Raw genomic sequence first — 16581 nt, forward strand, 5'->3', positions numbered from 1 at the left:
TTATTCGTCCTCCTTCAGTTCTTTAACTCCGTCTCCTGCCTTGCATACATAAAAGCTGGCTTCCAGCCCTGTGCGGGTCTGATAAGCTTCGCCGACTTCCTTCACAAAACGTTCAACATCGTCCTCATGAACCAACGAAACCGTACACCCTCCAAATCCAGCTCCCGTCATACGAGCACCCAACGTGCCAGGAATGCGTCGGGCTTCTTCAACCATGACGTCCAGCTCCGTGCAGCTGACCTCATACAAATCGCGTAATGAATCATGAGAAGCATTCATTAACTGACCAAAAGCTGCAAGTTCATTCGCCGCGAGAGCATCGACAGAGGCCAATACACGAGCGTTTTCCTCCACCACATGCTGTGCCCGCCGACGCACTGTTTCGTCCGTGATGTGGTGCTGAAGCTCTCCGAAACGCGTCTCATCCAGCTGAGCGAGGTATTCCAGTGACGGCTCCTGCTGCTGCAAAATGGACAGTGCTTCGGCACATTGGCTACGACGCTCGTTATAGGCCGAGTCCACCAAACCGCGACGCTTATTTGTATTGCCGATCACCAACTTATAATCTCCCGTACGGAATGGAACTTTGCGGTAATCCAACGTATCGCACATCAGTAGAATTGCATGATCAGCTGCTCCGTTCGCTACAGCGAACTGGTCCATAATGCCGCAATTGACACCAACGTAATTGTTTTCTGCTCGCTGGGACAACAAAGCGATTTCGACCGTATCTGTTTTCTGTTTTTCAATAGTGAGGAACGCGTATCCTGTAACAACCTCAATGGAGGCTGAAGAGGATAATCCAGCACCGTTCGGTATTTCTCCGTGATAGAGCAGGTCATATCCCTTAGACGGATAAACTCCCTTATCAGCTAGCTCTACCAACACGCCCACCGGATAGTCCACCCACTCATCCGTTTTGTTTTTACCTATTTCTCCGCGGGAGATAGATACTTCATACGACAGGTTTGTCGAAGCAAAATGAATCTCATCATCATTACGCGCACGAAGGATCAGCGTCGTTCCAAATTCCAGCGCAGCCGGGAGTACATAACCACCATTATAGTCGATATGCTCTCCAATCAGATTGACACGTCCAGGTGCATGAAATATCCGCAGTTCATTGCTGCTTTCACCATATTTTTTAATAAAATGTTTCTTTAATTCAGTAGAGTTCATATCCGCATCCACCTCGTATACCGTTAGTAAAGGCCACCTGATTTCCCTGTAACATCTTAATCAGGTTGACATCTCTTATGATTTCAGTATAAATGAAAGCGCCACACAATGTAATGCATCCATGTGTTTAAGCTATGGATAAATGTGACTTGGATATGTACAATGTAAGTATACCGCATACGCTAAACTATTCACAAATGCAGGAAGGATGACCCTATTTTGCAAACGCATTCATATAGTTATGCTGTCGCCTCTAATCCAGTGTTTTATGAAAATAGCCCACTGCATGTGCTTTTTGCAGGAGAGAGCCAAACCAAATCCGGTCATGCCGTAGGGCCGAAAATCTATGATTACTATCTGCTCCACTTTGTAGAATCGGGCAAAGGCATCTTCCGAACGGAACAGCACACATATCAGCTTGAAGTAAACGATTTTTTCCTTATCCATCCTGGTCAGCTGGTGAGCTATACCTCTGATGAAGAGGAACCGTGGCGTTATCGTTGGTCTGCGTTTACTGGACACCATACTGAGCAGGTGGTGCAGGAGGCAGGGTTGCGTGTTCACCAGCCTGTCTTCCATGCTTCCGATCAAAGTCCAATCCCCGGTTATTTGAAGCAAATGCAATTGGCCTTTTATAGCAGAAAATCTAGTTCTCATTTATCAGCCTTGGGCTATTTGTATCTGATTATGGGGGAAGCAGGCAATTACCTGAGCGACTGGACTGATCCGTCCGGGGCGGATTCACAAATTCAACGTACAGTCAAGCAGATGGTGCAATATATGTCCACTCAGTACGCACATCCCGTTTCCATTGAGCAAATGTCTGAAGGACTTGGTTATAACCGTGCGTATTTGTCACGGATATTCAAAAAGGAAACGGGCATCTCCCCCGTCACCTATCTGCTTAAGCTAAGAATTGACAAATCACGTCAACTGCTGCGTGAGCGTCCTGAACTATCGGTAGAGCAAGTGGCCGCTTCGGTCGGACTAACTGATGCCTTATATTTCTCACGTCAATTCAAGCGCTTCTGTGGTCAGTCTCCAACCGAGTACCGAAGCAAGGTTAAGCAGTATCCACAGTCGTAAAACAGACTTAAACAGCCCGCATCCTTTAAACGGATACGGGCTGTTAATTTATATTGTATAAGAGAACACGCAATTAGGCCGATGACTACAAATTAACTTTCGCCATTAGGCTGTGCCGCCGTCCTGTCAGTTCCCGGCATTCAGAATCGAATCAATCCGATCCAGTTCCTCCTGAGAAAAGTCCAGATTGGATAAAGTAGCAACATTTTCTTCAATTTGGCTTACACGGCTTGCCCCAATCAAGACAGAGGTCAGACGTTCGCCGCGCAGAGCCCAGGCCAGCGAGAATTGAGCCAAACTTTGTCCGCGTGCAGCAGCCATCTGATTCAGGGCGCGTACCTTGCGAAGTGTCTCTGGCGTCACATGGTTCTCATTCAGGAAAACCGATGTACTCGCTGCACGTGAATCCTCAGGAATTCCGTTCAAATATTTATTGGTCAGCAATCCCTGCGCCAGCGGGCAAAAGGCAATGCTGCCTACCCCGTTTTCGTCCAGTACATCTTGTAATCCATTTTCAATCCAGCGGTCAAGCAAGGAGTATTTCGGCTGATGAATCAGAAGCGGTGTTCCCAGTTCCTTCAGAATGCGAGCTGCTTCCGCTGTTTGCTCCGCACTATAATTGGACACACCCACATACAACGCTTTGCCAGAACGTACGATATGATCCAGTGCTCCCATCGTTTCTTCCAGCGGCGTATCAGGATCAAATCGGTGAGAGTAGAATATATCGACATAGTCCAGCCCCATCCGCTTCAGGCTCTGATCCAGACTAGATATCATATACTTGCGAGATCCCCAGTCTCCATAAGGCCCTGCCCACATATTGTAGCCCGCTTTGGTGGAGATGACCAACTCATCCCGGTACGGTTTCATATCACTGGCTAAAACTTGTCCAAAAAATTCCTCAGCTGATCCCGCAGGAGGGCCATAGTTATTAGCTAAATCAAAATGCGTAATTCCCAGATCAAAGGAGCGGGTAATCATGCTACGGCCATTCTCCGCGTTGTTAATCCCGCCAAAATTGTGCCACAAGCCCAACGAAATAGCGGGCAGTTTTAGACCTGATCTCCCTGTACGGTTATATTTCATACTTTCATAACGATCTTCGCCAGCTAAATAAACCATGCTATCCCAGCCTCTCTCGAAACATTGTAATGTCCATCACAACATCATCATAGCGCTTTTATCCAGGCGTTGACAAGAAAACGATTACAAACCTAATTGATGAGCAAGTTTTTCCATAACTTTACCGATTGGATCAGTGATTAAAAGATCCGCCTTATGATCATACGAGGTCGGATCTGTATTCAACAGCACCGTATGTTTACCACGAAAATAAGTAATCAAGCCCGCAGCGGGATGTACTGTCAGCGACGTTCCTCCAATTAACAGCAGATCAGCCTGCGAAATAGCCTGAACGGATTGAATAATGGTATCCTGATTCAGCTCCTCCTCATATAAAACGACATCCGGTTTGATAATTCCTCCATCTATCGGACATTTGGGTACAACCTCAGAGCTGTTCATCACTTCATCTAGACTGTAAAAGCGTCCACATTCCATACAGTGGTTGCGATGCACCGAGCCATGAAGTTCTAGTACATTCACACTACCTGCAGCCTGATGTAAACCGTCAATATTTTGGGTCACAACCGCTTTTAGACGGCCTTGTTTTTCCAATGACGCGAGGAAATGATGACAACCGTTCGGCTCCGCATCGGGATGCAGCATTTTGCTGCGATAGAAGTCGAAGAACACCTCAGGATGCTTCACAAAAAATGAACGGCTCAGCATAACCTCAGGGGAATAAGGCAATTTCTCCTCACTTTGATACAGGCCTGCTGCCGAACGAAAATCCGGAATACCGCTTTCCGTAGATGTGCCTGCTCCGCCGAAAAAAACAACATTCTGCGATTGCTGTATCCATTCCGCCAACGTATTAACATTCATACCCTACGCACCTCCAGTTCTTCATATCCACTAACAACCTTATCCGCATCCAGTAAATGACCAGAACGTTCTGCTTCTGGCGCAAATCCAATAGCGAGCCGCACTCCGGCACGTTTGCCCATCTGCATATCCCCATTGCTGTCTCCGATGACTACCACGTCCGCCGGCGACAGTCCTAGTAACGCGCAGGCTTTTTCAGCCATTTCCGGGTCAGGCTTACCGTATGTAACCCTATCATGTCCGATAATCTCGTCAAAATAAGATGTCAGCCCCATCCACTCCAAATGCTCCTGTGCAGCCTCGGTACTGTCAGAGGTCACAACTGCCAGCTTCAGCCCGGCATGGCGGCTTTGCTCAAGCAACGTCCGCAATCCTGGAAACACCTTCGCTGCCCGATGTCGCCGAATATCAGCCATCGCCGTTTTATTAAAGTCGCGGACAAGCCGCACAGCCTCATTCCACGGTACACCAGCAGTATAAAGCTGCCAAGCCAGTACCCCTGTACTTTCGTCCACCGTCCCCATGGCCAGAGGGCCAGAAGGATCGTAACCGATCACACGCCCCTCCTGATCGTGAACAGTACCTAGAACGGTACCTTTTTCCACCGTAAAACCGGCACCCGCCACGGCAAGATGCTGCTCCATCATATCCAGTATAGAACGAGCCCAGGGGCCCCACAACTGAATAAAATCCAGCAACGTTCCATCTTTATCCAATAGAATACCACGGCATGGGTACCGCTCCCCCTGCACGATCAGCTCAGACATGCAGCATACCTCCTTTACTGATTCTTAGGAGCCACATCCACACTTTCTTTCATCCAGTCCTGTAAAGCCGTTACCGTCTGATTCCATTGCTCGACAGCGCTAATTTTTGCAGGATTATCCCCTTTTTGGGCACCATAACTGCCGAATTGAGCATGATTACCCCCTTCGACTGTAAAATACAGCGTGTTGGCTGGTAAATAAGTTCTACCACTTTGGACATTTTCCATCTGGACGACTCCATCATCACTTCCCAGTAGAGAAATAACAGGCAGATTTTTATCCTTTAAATTTCCTTTGTTATCCGGGTAGGAGGCAAGGAAAAATACACCTTTGACCTGATCAGGATGCGCAGCTGCATATCGGGCCGCCATCACTCCACCTAACGAATGACCTCCAATAACAAACGCTTCTTTCGGATATGCCTTTAGCACTTCATTCGCTAGATCCGGGGAGATCAATGCAAGGTTGAGTGGCATTTTTGCAATAATCACATGATGACCCTTTTCCGCCAGACGGCGTGCCAAAGGCGCATAGCTTTCGGGCTTCACCAACGCCCCTGGATACAAAATGACTCCAGCTCCGCTTCTTTTTACAGGCTCAAAACCAACCCAATGTTCTTGTTCATTTACTTTCACAGCATCCGCTACTTCGGCTAATGCAGCCGCCGCCGTCTCGTCAGGCTGATAAGGCGTAAATACCTTCCATGCTCCCCACCCTGCTATCAGTGCAATAATAATCAGGATGCCTAAGAGAACTTTCCATATTCTCCGAGGACCACGTGTCCCATATGAATTGTATGATCTTCTTGTTCTTCTTCTCATTGTAAAAGTCCCTTTCGTCTTTCGTACCTCGTAATTCGTAATTTGAATATAAAATGTGCCGCTGTATTCTCAGCGTAACTATAGCCTTGTTAGGGTAACATCGTTGCACACACAGGGTCAAATCAGCATACATTTCCAGGTATTAGCCCGTCTTTGTCCGGTGTTCAAGCTTTCGCCACACAATAAGGTTATGATAACGCTTACTATTGTGAATAAAATCACAATGATAAAGTCCAGAGTATCGTACCTTGTTCCTTGTAAAGAATTATTTTTTAAATAGTTTATTCGGCAGAAGCCGCTCGGAGGGAAACACATGACGACAAGCCATGATGTACAAGGGGAAAGCTTCTTTCTCAATTTGCGATTTCTGTTGATCATATGCGTATTTGCAGGAAATGCTCTGGAGCCTCTAGTCGGTTCATTTCATATTGCTCAACAATGGTTCAGCTGGATATTCATGTTTCATATGCCGTTGTTTGTACTCGTTACAGGCTACTTTGCCCAAACATCTTTGACCGGATCTGCAGGCCGAAAAGTTCTGCTTCAGATTGGTATGCAATATCTTATTTTTCAATCGCTCTATTCGATCTTGGATGTTGCACTCTTCCACGTTCCCCATATCCATCATTCGTTCTTTGCTCCTTATTTGCTACTCTGGTTCCTTGCCAGCCATATCTGTTGGAGACTGCTAATGCTGTCTTTTCAGAAAATACCACCTGTCCTCCAATTGGGTATATCCGTGCTGCTCGGTATCCTCGTCGGGTATCTCCCTGTGGATGGTATATGGCTGAGCGTATGCAGAACCTTTGTTTATTTGCCTTACTTTGTAGCAGGTTATCATTTGAATTATGCGGACGTTCGGCGGTTCTTCACAGCTCCAGTCCGCATAATCGCTGGCTTTATATCTCTTCTGCTTATGGTACTGGCGGGAACGTCGTATTTCGACATCCCGGCAGGCTGGCTATATGGCAATATGACTTACGGTGAATTGGGCCATACCGAATGGTACGCAGGAATTTACCGCATCGGCATTTATGGAGTTCAATGGATAGCATCCATGGCGTTCCTAAGCTTTGTTCCAGCTGTCACAGGACGTATAACCGAGATGGGAAGACGGACACTATATGTCTTTTTACTGCATGGCTTGATCGTCCGTACCGTCGTTGCGAAGGGAGTCTACGAATATATAGACACTCCAGTGGAAGTCATGTTGATTGTGGTGTGTGCTGCTGGTCTGTGCTGTATGTTGACCATGCCTTGGGTTCGAACTGCAACACGACCTCTGATTGAGCCACAGGTAGAGTGGATGCTAAAGCCAGCTCCTTATCCCTTTAGACGGTCCGCGTAATTTTTTTATCCATTTTTTATTTAACATTGAACACGCCACAACCCACTTACAGACCACCATGTAAGCGAGTCTACCCCCTCTTTACTCCACTTGGAGCCTGTTTCATACAGGCGTGACGTGGTAAGTAAAGGATGCGCGCAACAAAAAACAACTTTTTTATTAAGGAGTGATTTGTAATGGCACGTAATCAAAATCAGGGGAAAATGAGTCGAGAAGAGGCAGGTCGTATGGGTGGAGAGGCTACTTCCAAGAAGCACAATAAGGAATTTTATCAGGAGATTGGTAAAAAAGGCGGGGAAGCAACCGCAAACTCTCACGATAAAGAATTTTATCAGGAAATCGGCAAAAAGGGCGGCGATGCTACAGCTGAGTCGCATGACAAAGATTTCTACAGAGACATCGGTCGTAAAGGCGGCAGAAATTAAGGTGTAATGTCCTCTTCCGCCCTCCTTTAACATAAAAACAAGCTTGAGCCCATCCGCTTTATTGCGGAATGGGCCCTTTCATATTTTACCTGATACGCAAACCTATCAGTATACATATTTCTAATAGAATCACATTCTAACCTCCTCTAAATGCAATATATAGACAAATAAAACTGGTCATATCTATATATTGTTGATTACAGAACACTTCTTGTACTTTTTCAAAATCTTCATATATGTAGAAAAAAGCTCACATCTATGATAGACTCTTTAGAAAACATCTGCGCTATTACGGCGTCCATTGAACGCCATACTATTTTTATACTTTGGGGGGAAACCAGCATCATGACAGCTAAGACGAAAATGCGTTCCGATATGATTAAAAAAGGCTTTGACCGCGCTCCTCACCGCAGCTTGCTGCGCGCAGCGGGTGTCAAGGAGGAAGATTTTGACAAACCGTTTATTGCGGTATGCAACTCGTATATTGATATCGTACCGGGCCACGTCCATTTGCAGGAATTTGGCAAAATTGTCAAGCAAGCCATTCGTGAAGCAGGCGGTGTACCTTTCGAGTTTAACACCATCGGTGTAGATGACGGCATTGCCATGGGACACATCGGTATGCGTTATTCTCTGCCAAGCCGCGAAATTATAGCTGACTCTCTGGAAACTGTCGTGTCTGCTCACTGGTTTGACGGTATGGTTTGTATTCCTAACTGTGATAAAATTACCCCTGGCATGATGATGGGCGCATTGCGCGTTAACATTCCAACTATTTTCGTCAGCGGCGGCCCTATGAAAGCTGGTAAAGACAAGAACGGACGCTCTATTTCCCTGACCTCCGTCTTCGAAGGCGTAGGTGCATATCAGGCTGGTAAAATCGATGATCAAAGCTTGCTTGAATTAGAACAATATGGCTGTCCGACATGTGGCTCCTGTTCAGGGATGTTCACAGCGAATTCCATGAACTGTCTCGCAGAAGCGATGGGTCTGGCTATGCCGGGTAACGGCACCATTCTTGCAGTAGCAGAAGAACGTAAAGAATTCGTTAAACAATCTGCACGCCAATTGATGGAATTGATTAAGCTGGATCTTAAACCACGTGATATCGTGACTAAAGAAGCTATTGATAATGCATTTGCATTGGATATGGCAATGGGCGGTTCCACGAATACAGTATTGCATACATTGGCACTTGCCCATGAAGCAGAAGTTGACTACCCTATCGAACGTATTAATGAAGTGGCAAACCGCGTGCCTCATTTGTCCAAATTGGCACCTGCTTCCGACTATCATATTGAGGATGTTCATAATGCAGGCGGCGTAAGCGCAGTGTTGAATGAATTGTTGAAGAAACCGGGCGCACTGCATGGAGACTGTATTACTGTAACCGGAAAAACCATTCGTGAAAACGTAGAGGGTCAGGAAATTCTGGACACTAACGTCATCCACAAACTGGACAACCCTTATTCCGAACGCGGCGGTCTGGCTGTATTATTCGGTAATCTGGCACCGCAAGGCTCCATCATTAAAGTCGGTGCAGTTGATGCTTCGGTTGGTGGCTATCACAAGGGTCCTGCTATCTGCTTTGATTCACAGGAAGATGCACTGGCAGGTATCGCCAACGGTAAAATTAATGAAGGACACGTTGTTGTTATTCGTTATGAAGGTCCAAAGGGCGGACCTGGTATGCCTGAAATGCTCGCTCCAACTTCACAAATCGTGGGCATGGGGCTTGGTGCCAAGGTGGGTCTGATTACAGACGGGCGTTTCTCAGGTGCTTCCCGTGGTATCTCCATCGGTCATATTTCCCCCGAAGCTGCAGAAGGCGGACCTATCGCTTTTGTTGAGGACGGCGATATCATCGAGCTGGACTTGAACAATCGTAAGATTGAGCTCCAGATTACGGACGAAGAATTCGAACGTCGTCGCGCCAACTGGAAAGGCTTTGAGCCGAAGGTGAAAACGGGTTACCTGGCGCGTTATTCCAAGCTGGTGACGAACGCAAGTAACGGCGGAATTATGAAAATCTAAATGCTTTGCTAAGATAGGACTACTTTATGACCGGCTAAAAAGCCTCTCGATCCCTAACAAAGGATCGAGAGGCTTTTTTATTAGGTCATCAGGGTTAGCCTATTCAGTCAGCTCGCTGTTGAGTGCATGGACATCATCTCTCTGAGCTGTTTGCTCAAGAGCTTCGTTTGAGCGGTGTGAGTCTCCCTGATGAAAATGTTCAAACAAGGTATCCAGTGGCATCACAATTATTTTCGGTACCATTACATCTTTTTTTTCATTCAATTTCTCTAAGCCCGAAGGATGGATAACACGAAATAACAGCTTAAGATATACAGTGGACACATGCTTAAACAATCCTTTGGGAAGCTCTCGAACTTGAAATCCCAACTTCTCTGGTCCCCGATGAATCATACTTACTGCATAGATCGCCTTTACACCCTTCATTTCAGAATCATGTACAATGCGTTGGGTCAGATCAGGAAGTTGTTTTTTTACAATCCGAATTAATTGAATAGCTAGATGTACCATCGACTTTGCCGTCGAACCCAATTGGAACAACTTTTTATTATCAAAATGAAGTTCGATTACCGGGTCCCCTTTTTTTAGCCACCTGCTGTTCTCCATATTTACATTTGGCCCATGATAGATACGGCGACGATAATAAAAGATCGTATCCTCCTGACTTACGGGACGAAGACGAAACAAAACATGAAATAGACGCTCATACTGAAGCCATCCAAATACCAGCGTTCTTTTATACCAACCCGTACTGGACATCTCGGAGGCAGTAGGTTGATTGACAGACTGACGGCAAAACAATGTATCCACCCGCACGCTGCGTAATTGTCGTTCTTGGGCGACCCTCAGTAGCTTCTCCAGTGCGATTAGCATATTCTGTGGCGCTTCCGCGTCTGCCCCCAATGTCGTACCACAGTCATGGAGCAGCATCACCTCGCCACCCCTTAGCTTTTTAAGCATTCTCTCTGCCAATTGTTTAGCTCCAATGCTTGCCTTCCAGTCCCCGAACATGGAAGACCATAATACGATTCGACGACCATTGGTGTTGGAAATATCAAAGAAGTTCACTATCCCCCAAGGTGGGCGATAAAAGGTCGTTCCCTCGCCAGTTACTCGACGAATGACTGACTCTGTCTGGGCAATTTGTCTTCTAACAGTAACAGGCCGCATAAGCCAATTCGATTTGTGCACATAATTATGAATACCAATTAGATGACCTTCATCATGCATGCGTTTCAGAAGCTCAGGGTGTTTTTCTGCATTTATCCCAACAACAAAAAAAGTAGCTTTGGCATCAAAACACTTCAGTAAATCAAGCAGCTGCGATGTATACACTGGATCAGGGCCATCATCAAAGGTGAGCGCATATTCTTGTTCACTTTTGCCGCGCCTGAACACCCGGAAACCAAATATACGACTAACCAGCGCCGGAATAAAAGCATAAAAAGTTGAAATGTAAAACATCCATAACAGCAAAGTCTGCACGTTTTATCCCCACTTTTCTATTCTGAACTCCCCAAGCAGGCTTCCTGAGGAAAACTCACTTACTTATATGTTATCACAATGACGTAAACATGCCGAGATTTCGCTACTTCATATGGTCAGCATTGAGGTCCAATTTAGTGTACAATAAATAAAAATCTAAAAGGAGTCGTTGTATCCATATGCTTCCATTGTACAAAAAATATTGGCGTACCGTTTTTGATATCGGTTTGATCGTATTAACCGTGTATTTAATTATGTTCGTATCCAGCAAACTGTATCAACTTGCCGCACCTGTGTTCCTTTCGTTCGTCGTGTTCTGGTGCATTGAACCTGCTGCCCGTTATTTTCATCGAAAAGGAATGAAAAAACCTTTTGCCTCCGCACTCTCCGTATTGCTGTTTATTATCCTTTTACTTGCTATTTTTTTCGGATTGGGTCTGATTCTGGTTACGCAATTTACGAAAGTCGCGCAAAACCTCCCACAGTATACTCAGATTATCCAAGCGGAATTCACGCGGTATCTTCATCTTTCTCAAGATAAAATCGCTGCTTTACCTCCGGGTGTTACCGAACGTGTGAATGAATATTTTGCGACTGCCACCACCATTGCTACGAAATGGGCACAGCTAGGCTTATCCTTTTTCATACAGTTCCTCAGTTCTTTCACTGTTTTTATGGGCAACTTTGCCATTGCAATCATTTTAGCGTTCTTTTTAAGTATGGAAATTAATCTTTGGAAGAGCATTGCCCGTAGTAAAACACCCAAGACACTAAAAACTGCTTATCTTTTTCTGAAAAACCACGTACTTAAAGCTATCTCCGCTTTTCTCAAGGCTCAAGCTCTACTGGTAGGGATTACCTTTGTTCTCGTATTTATAGGTTTACTCATTTTGCAAGTGGATAATGCCCTCTCATTGGCGCTCGTGGCAGCTTTGTTTGATATCCTGCCCTTGTTGGGTGTGCCTGTTATTTTTATTCCGTGGGCAGTGTATCTGTTCATCACAGGCAATACCGGCCTGGCAGTAGGCCTGCTTATTGTCATGGCTGTCACGGTGATCGTTCGTCAGCTGGCAGAGCCTAAAATCACTGGTAATTCCATCGGTGTTTCATCTGCCTATCTGATGCTTTCCTTTGCCATTATATCGTTGTCCATCTTTGGACTGGCCGGATTAATCCTATCCCCCATTCTGATCATTTTGCTCAAGGAATTGTGGCAGCAAGGCTATCTGCAGCAATGGATTCGGTTTCCGACAGAGGAATTTGACGAGCCTCCGTTTATCGTTAAAATACAGGAGGAGGATCGTGAAGCTACTCGTGGTACTCAGGAGGATTGAGCTAACAGATCCATCACTTGACCAAACAATGCTGTAGCTTGATTTGCAGAATGTGTTGAAGCATTTTGCACAAGGACGGCGACCGCATAACGAGGCCGCTCTATCGGACCATACCCTATAAACCACTGGTGATTGATGGAGTGACCGTTCTTCAAAGCTTGGGCCGTACCTGATTTGCCGGCCAGATTCCATGATTTATTACGCAACGAGGCACCAGTCCCCTGTGTCACAACCTTTTCCATTGCTTCACGAAGCGTGCGAGCCGTCGATGTATGAATCAAGCGGCTACCCTCAGGTGAAGGTGCAGCGTGAGTAGGTAGTTCCAGTAAGGTGCTACCATCTGCATAACTGATGCGTTTGACGACGCGTGGTGCATGTACTTGACCATCATGCAGCAAGGTGACGATGAGATTGGCAGCTTGGAGAGGCGTCACCAGCACATCACGTTGGCCGATAGCTGTCTGTACACGTACGCCCGGATCAGACGCGTTCGTATGGGGGCCGAATACGGCTCCCTTTTCTTCGTGATCCAGCGGTCTGAATTGAGGTAGTCCTGCAAGATTCCGCTCCTGCCAGCCCACAGTTCGGCCCAATCCCAGTGCAGAGGCTGTGGCCTGAATTTGCTCAGGATTAAGCCGTTCGCCGAGATGAGCGAACACACTATTACAGGATACGGCAAGCCCTTCCTCCAGGTTCAGGGTACCGTGTCCTTCTTTTTTCCAGCAAGCCAAACCGTACTTGCCATAAGTTCCATGACAATGGAATTGTTCCTGCGGTTGGACAACACCTGATTCAAGTGCAGCAGCAGCCGTAACCAACTTAAAAATGGAACCAGGCGTTATCGCCTTAAGTGCACGATTAGACCAGTCTGTTTTTTTCTGGGGATCAACATGACCGGGATTATAAAAAGGGCGAGACACCATCGCCAGTACATCCGCGTTGCCTGCATCGAGCACTACCACCGCCCCTTCTGCCAAATGACTAGATTCCGTCAGCTTTTCAATCTGTTCCTGTATAGGTAGATCAATTGTAGTCTGTACCTTTAATGGATAGTGACCATTGGATGGAGCACTGACACGCAGCGGTACATGAGCCAATGGACGACGCTGCGCATCTACAAATCGGGAGACGAACGTTTCACCGACGCCGCTCAGTAGCGGCTCCAGCGTTCTTTCCAGCCCGGCTGCCCCCATCGGCAGTTCACTCGCTCGGTCGGCACGTTCATACAAAAAGCCAAGCCATTGCCTGCCATTGGGCAAATCCCTGTAACGTTTCGCATAAGGTACAAGCTCAATAAGCGAAGGGGCTAACTTCAGCAGCTTGCCTGCTTCATGCGGATTGATTTGTACGGGCTCTCCGCGCCCATCTCGCCATATGAGCGGGGATTGCAGCCCTTTCCATCGTGTCAGTAGTTGCTTCTTATTCGTACGCAGTAGCTCGGCCAGTTCTTCGCCATGTAAAGCCGCTTTGCCATCTACATCGGGAAAAAGTACTGGCGTCCATACTACTCCGCCAGTCAAGGGTCGCCCATGCCGGTCCGTAAACTGTCCACGTCCAGAGTCGATAGAAATGCCCTCCTGTCGCTGACGTGCTGACATTTCCTTAAGCGAATGCCCCCCATAAACGGACATATGAATGCCCGCTGTCCCCTGAAGCCAAGCCAGTCGGAATAATAAAATCAGCAGTAGCGCCATCACCCCCAAGGCCATATATGCAATTCGACGTTTTCGTATGAAACTGCTACCACGCCTCGGCACACCCATCCTTCTTTCATCTTTTTTCCAGTAGTATGTCCTGTAGTTGAAAAAGAAAACCCACTCAACTTTTAACGTTGAATGGGTTAACCACGGAGATCAGTGACAATCCTGATTCCCATGGTTTAGTTATATCTACACCGTAAACCGCGAAAGCTGCTCCTTCAAGTTCACTGATACTCCTTCCAGTTTATCCGACAAACCTACCAGTTGATTACCAATATTGGCCTGTTCAGTGCTGAGTGAAGCGACTTCCTGTGAAGTGGCCGAGGATTGCTCAGCTACTGCACTTACATTGGTCATTGCCTCGGACAATGTGGTCTGTGATTCACTCAGATGATGAATGGAGGCGGTGACCGTTCCCAACCGAAGCGCGAACTCTCCCATTTGCTGCTGCACCGATTGGAAAATGTCCGTTGTTTCCTGCACGGCTCCCATCTGCTCCCGGAACAGCGGGTACACCTCAGATAACGCCTGTACCGTTTCATTCATCTCATTGACGATGTTATTAGTAATACCCGTAGCTGTGCGAATAGCTTGACGTGATTGTTCAGCCAGCTGCCGAACCTCATTGGCTACCACCATAAAACCACGCCCAGCCGTCCCCGCTCGTGCTGCTTCAATCGTCGCATTCAGTGACAGAATGTTCGTTTGTTTAGCAATATCCTGTAATACGTCCAGCACCTTAAAGACATCGGAAGTTGTCTTCTTCAGTTCATCTACTTTGCCTACCAGAGCATGCGTAGTTTCTTCCGTAACCTTAGTCTTGCTCAATAGATTTTTCAGTTGAACTGTCCCTTGTTCACTGGATTGTTCAACTTCTTGTGCGACCAGACTCATTTCATGATTGGAAGCCATAACCGTATCCATTTGCTGAGATATATTCCCGGTTAGTCCGCTGCCACGTTCGGCCTCTGTTGCCAAACTGGCGGCGCCATGAGCAATTTCTTCCGTTGCTGCTGCTATTTCTTTGGCTGAAATGGCTGTCTTCTTCGAGGCATCGCCTAGTTCCGTCGCTGTTTTCAGAACCTCCTGAGCTGAGGCATTCGTCTGCTCTACCAGCAATGTAATTTGCTCCATCATGATATCAAAGCTTTCTGACAACTGCCCAATTTCATCCTCAGCCTTATAGTTCGTTCGAATTTGCAAGTTGCCTTTGGCGCCTTCGACCATTAAATCCTTCAGGTGTGTCAATGGACGAGCCACGAGGCGCACGATCCACAGGCCAATGAACAATGCAATGAGTGCAGCCACTGCAGCAAATATCCAGGTCGTGGTTAGAATCCCCTTAGCGTCTCTCACCAGCTCAGATACAGGTACTACACCCACGAGAATCCATTTGGAAGTTCCCAGCGTATTATGAACTGTAAGCACATTTTGCTCTTTGCCATCTGCAACCTGCTCCATAATTTGATTTCCTTCAATCCCTTCAAGCTTGGAAACGTAATCCAGCTTTGTCTTTCCTCCTGCCAAGCTCTCATTGTTAGAACCTACAAACTCACCCTTGTCTGTCACAAGGCTAATCATACTGCCTGAGCCCAAATTAACACCTTTCAACTCGTCCTCCACCGCACTGGACTTTAAATCCATAACCAGAACGTAAGTCCCTCCCAACCCGGACATACTGTTCATGGAGCGTGCTAGGCGAAAGGTCTTGCTGCCATTGTCATTCACCTGTGTAGGTAACCAAACAATTCCCTTGTTTTTCAAAATATCCTTAAACCATGCTTCCTGCCGTACATCTTTTTGTGTTCCAGTGCCCATAGCAGCAAACTTGGTTTCTTCCGGGTACAAATACAATGAATCAATCGCTTTATTCGTAAAAGCAATATTCGTTAATTTCTTGTTTACTTCGCCCATAGCAACAAAAGATGCAAAGGGATTTTTATCTTGCTTTACAGCCTTTTGCAACTGATCACTTAATTCAGTATCAAAAAATACCTGTGTCGATGTGTCTTGAAAGCGCTCTAGAATAATGTCAAGCTTTTCTGAAGTTTGCTGAACGGTCTGCTGATAAGCCGTTGCTGCATTTTGCTCAATCGTACTTTTAGCCTTGTAGTATGAGAGCATCCCCAAGCTGACCACAAATAACATAATTGCCGCAAAAAAGATCAGAAACAACTTCATTCCAACCGAACGTATCGGATTATAGTTTTTGACCAAATGCATGAAATCTTTACTGTACCTTTCTGGCTTAAGTAAACGCTTTAAATTGTGTGTACCCTTACGAATCGCCTTAGCTAACCAGGGCGCAACCTTCGAAGACATCGCAACCGTTTGTTCCCCTTTATTCGTTGCTTTACTGCCTTTCAAACCCTGCATTTGATCCGTTTTCTTGGGTTGCCTTTTTACTGTATTCCCCTCTTTTTTCCGTAAACCCATTCCTCTCACCTACCAC

Annotated in this window: 13 protein-coding genes; 5 read left to right on the plus strand and 8 right to left on the minus strand. The window is 46.5% G+C overall.

What is annotated here, in order from left to right; all coding sequences use genetic code 11:
- Positions 1-1179, minus strand: coding sequence for a galactokinase (locus tag MKY75_RS18415; RefSeq protein WP_029515710.1), 1179 nt, complete (start codon positions 1177-1179; stop codon positions 1-3).
- 219 nt (positions 1180-1398) lie between these two features.
- Between MKY75_RS18415 and MKY75_RS18420 the strand changes: the two genes are divergently transcribed.
- Positions 1399-2265, plus strand: a complete 867-nt coding sequence (locus MKY75_RS18420; RefSeq protein WP_069012478.1) for an AraC family transcriptional regulator — start codon at positions 1399-1401, stop codon at positions 2263-2265.
- Positions 2266-2391: 126 nt separating this feature from the next.
- Here the strand turns inward: MKY75_RS18420 and mgrA are convergent, their stop codons facing one another.
- From mgrA to MKY75_RS18440, 4 genes are all read right to left on the minus strand, one after another.
- Entirely contained in the window at positions 2392-3390 is a 999-nt protein-coding gene (mgrA, locus tag MKY75_RS18425) for an L-glyceraldehyde 3-phosphate reductase (protein ID WP_039272878.1), read from the minus strand.
- A gap of 84 nt (positions 3391-3474) precedes the next feature.
- Positions 3475-4215: an NAD-dependent protein deacylase gene (locus tag MKY75_RS18430; RefSeq protein ID WP_340886205.1), complete on the minus strand. Its 741-nt coding sequence runs from the start codon at positions 4213-4215 to the stop codon at positions 3475-3477.
- Positions 4212-4982: an HAD family hydrolase gene (locus MKY75_RS18435; RefSeq protein WP_340886206.1), complete on the minus strand. Its 771-nt coding sequence runs from the start codon at positions 4980-4982 to the stop codon at positions 4212-4214. The genes MKY75_RS18430 and MKY75_RS18435 overlap by 4 nt, the downstream gene beginning before the upstream one ends.
- Positions 4983-4996: 14 nt before the next feature.
- Positions 4997-5803, minus strand: coding sequence for an alpha/beta fold hydrolase (locus tag MKY75_RS18440; protein WP_039272872.1), 807 nt, complete (start codon positions 5801-5803; stop codon positions 4997-4999).
- A 313-nt stretch (positions 5804-6116) separates the two neighbouring features.
- Here MKY75_RS18440 and MKY75_RS18445 point away from each other — a divergent pair, with 313 nt between their 5' ends.
- From MKY75_RS18445 to ilvD, 3 genes are all read left to right on the plus strand, one after another.
- A complete protein-coding gene (locus tag MKY75_RS18445; protein ID WP_039272871.1) occupies positions 6117-7151 on the plus strand; it encodes an acyltransferase family protein in 1035 nt (344 codons plus the stop codon).
- Between the two features lie 176 nt (positions 7152-7327).
- Positions 7328-7576 carry a KGG domain-containing protein gene (locus MKY75_RS18450; protein ID WP_165149659.1) on the plus strand — a complete coding sequence of 83 codons (249 nt, stop codon included), beginning with the start codon at positions 7328-7330 and terminating at the stop codon, positions 7574-7576.
- A gap of 345 nt (positions 7577-7921) precedes the next feature.
- On the plus strand, positions 7922-9610 hold the full coding sequence (ilvD, locus tag MKY75_RS18455; RefSeq protein ID WP_246772683.1) for a dihydroxy-acid dehydratase: 1689 nt from the start codon (positions 7922-7924) through the stop codon (positions 9608-9610).
- Between the two features lie 99 nt (positions 9611-9709).
- Here ilvD and MKY75_RS18460 read toward each other — a convergent pair whose 3' ends face one another.
- Entirely contained in the window at positions 9710-11095 is a 1386-nt protein-coding gene (locus MKY75_RS18460) for a polysaccharide deacetylase family protein (protein ID WP_340886208.1), read from the minus strand.
- Positions 11096-11274: 179 nt separating this feature from the next.
- On the opposite strand from MKY75_RS18460, the gene MKY75_RS18465 reads away from it, so the two are divergent.
- Positions 11275-12429, plus strand: coding sequence for an AI-2E family transporter (locus tag MKY75_RS18465; protein ID WP_069012474.1), 1155 nt, complete (start codon positions 11275-11277; stop codon positions 12427-12429).
- Here MKY75_RS18465 and MKY75_RS18470 read toward each other — a convergent pair.
- Positions 12417-14192, minus strand: a complete 1776-nt coding sequence (locus MKY75_RS18470) for a peptidoglycan D,D-transpeptidase FtsI family protein (protein ID WP_340886211.1) — start codon at positions 14190-14192, stop codon at positions 12417-12419. The genes MKY75_RS18465 and MKY75_RS18470 overlap by 13 nt on opposite strands.
- A 126-nt stretch (positions 14193-14318) precedes the next feature.
- Positions 14319-16565, minus strand: a complete 2247-nt coding sequence (locus tag MKY75_RS18475; protein ID WP_340886213.1) for a methyl-accepting chemotaxis protein — start codon at positions 16563-16565, stop codon at positions 14319-14321.
- Between the last annotated feature and the right edge of the window lie 16 nt (positions 16566-16581).

The organism is Paenibacillus sp. FSL L8-0663, assembly GCF_038008125.1.
GTDB classification, from domain to species: Bacteria; Bacillota; Bacilli; order Paenibacillales; family Paenibacillaceae; genus Paenibacillus; species Paenibacillus polymyxa_D.

Coding starts and splice junctions, on each gene's coding strand:
- MKY75_RS18415 (WP_029515710.1), bottom strand. CDS start 1,179: ATGAACTCTACTGAATTAAAGAAACATTTTATTAAAAAATATGGTGAA.
- mgrA (WP_039272878.1), bottom strand. CDS start 3,390: ATGGTTTATTTAGCTGGCGAAGATCGTTATGAAAGTATGAAATATAAC.
- MKY75_RS18430 (WP_340886205.1), bottom strand. CDS start 4,215: ATGAATGTTAATACGTTGGCGGAATGGATACAGCAATCGCAGAATGTT.
- MKY75_RS18435 (WP_340886206.1), bottom strand. CDS start 4,982: ATGTCTGAGCTGATCGTGCAGGGGGAGCGGTACCCATGCCGTGGTATT.
- MKY75_RS18440 (WP_039272872.1), bottom strand. CDS start 5,803: ATGAGAAGAAGAACAAGAAGATCATACAATTCATATGGGACACGTGGT.
- MKY75_RS18445 (WP_039272871.1), top strand. CDS start 6,117: ATGACGACAAGCCATGATGTACAAGGGGAAAGCTTCTTTCTCAATTTG.
- MKY75_RS18450 (WP_165149659.1), top strand. CDS start 7,328: ATGGCACGTAATCAAAATCAGGGGAAAATGAGTCGAGAAGAGGCAGGT.
- ilvD (WP_246772683.1), top strand. CDS start 7,922: ATGACAGCTAAGACGAAAATGCGTTCCGATATGATTAAAAAAGGCTTT.
- MKY75_RS18465 (WP_069012474.1), top strand. CDS start 11,275: ATGCTTCCATTGTACAAAAAATATTGGCGTACCGTTTTTGATATCGGT.
- MKY75_RS18470 (WP_340886211.1), bottom strand. CDS start 14,192: ATGGGTGTGCCGAGGCGTGGTAGCAGTTTCATACGAAAACGTCGAATT.
- MKY75_RS18475 (WP_340886213.1), bottom strand. CDS start 16,565: ATGGGTTTACGGAAAAAAGAGGGGAATACAGTAAAAAGGCAACCCAAG.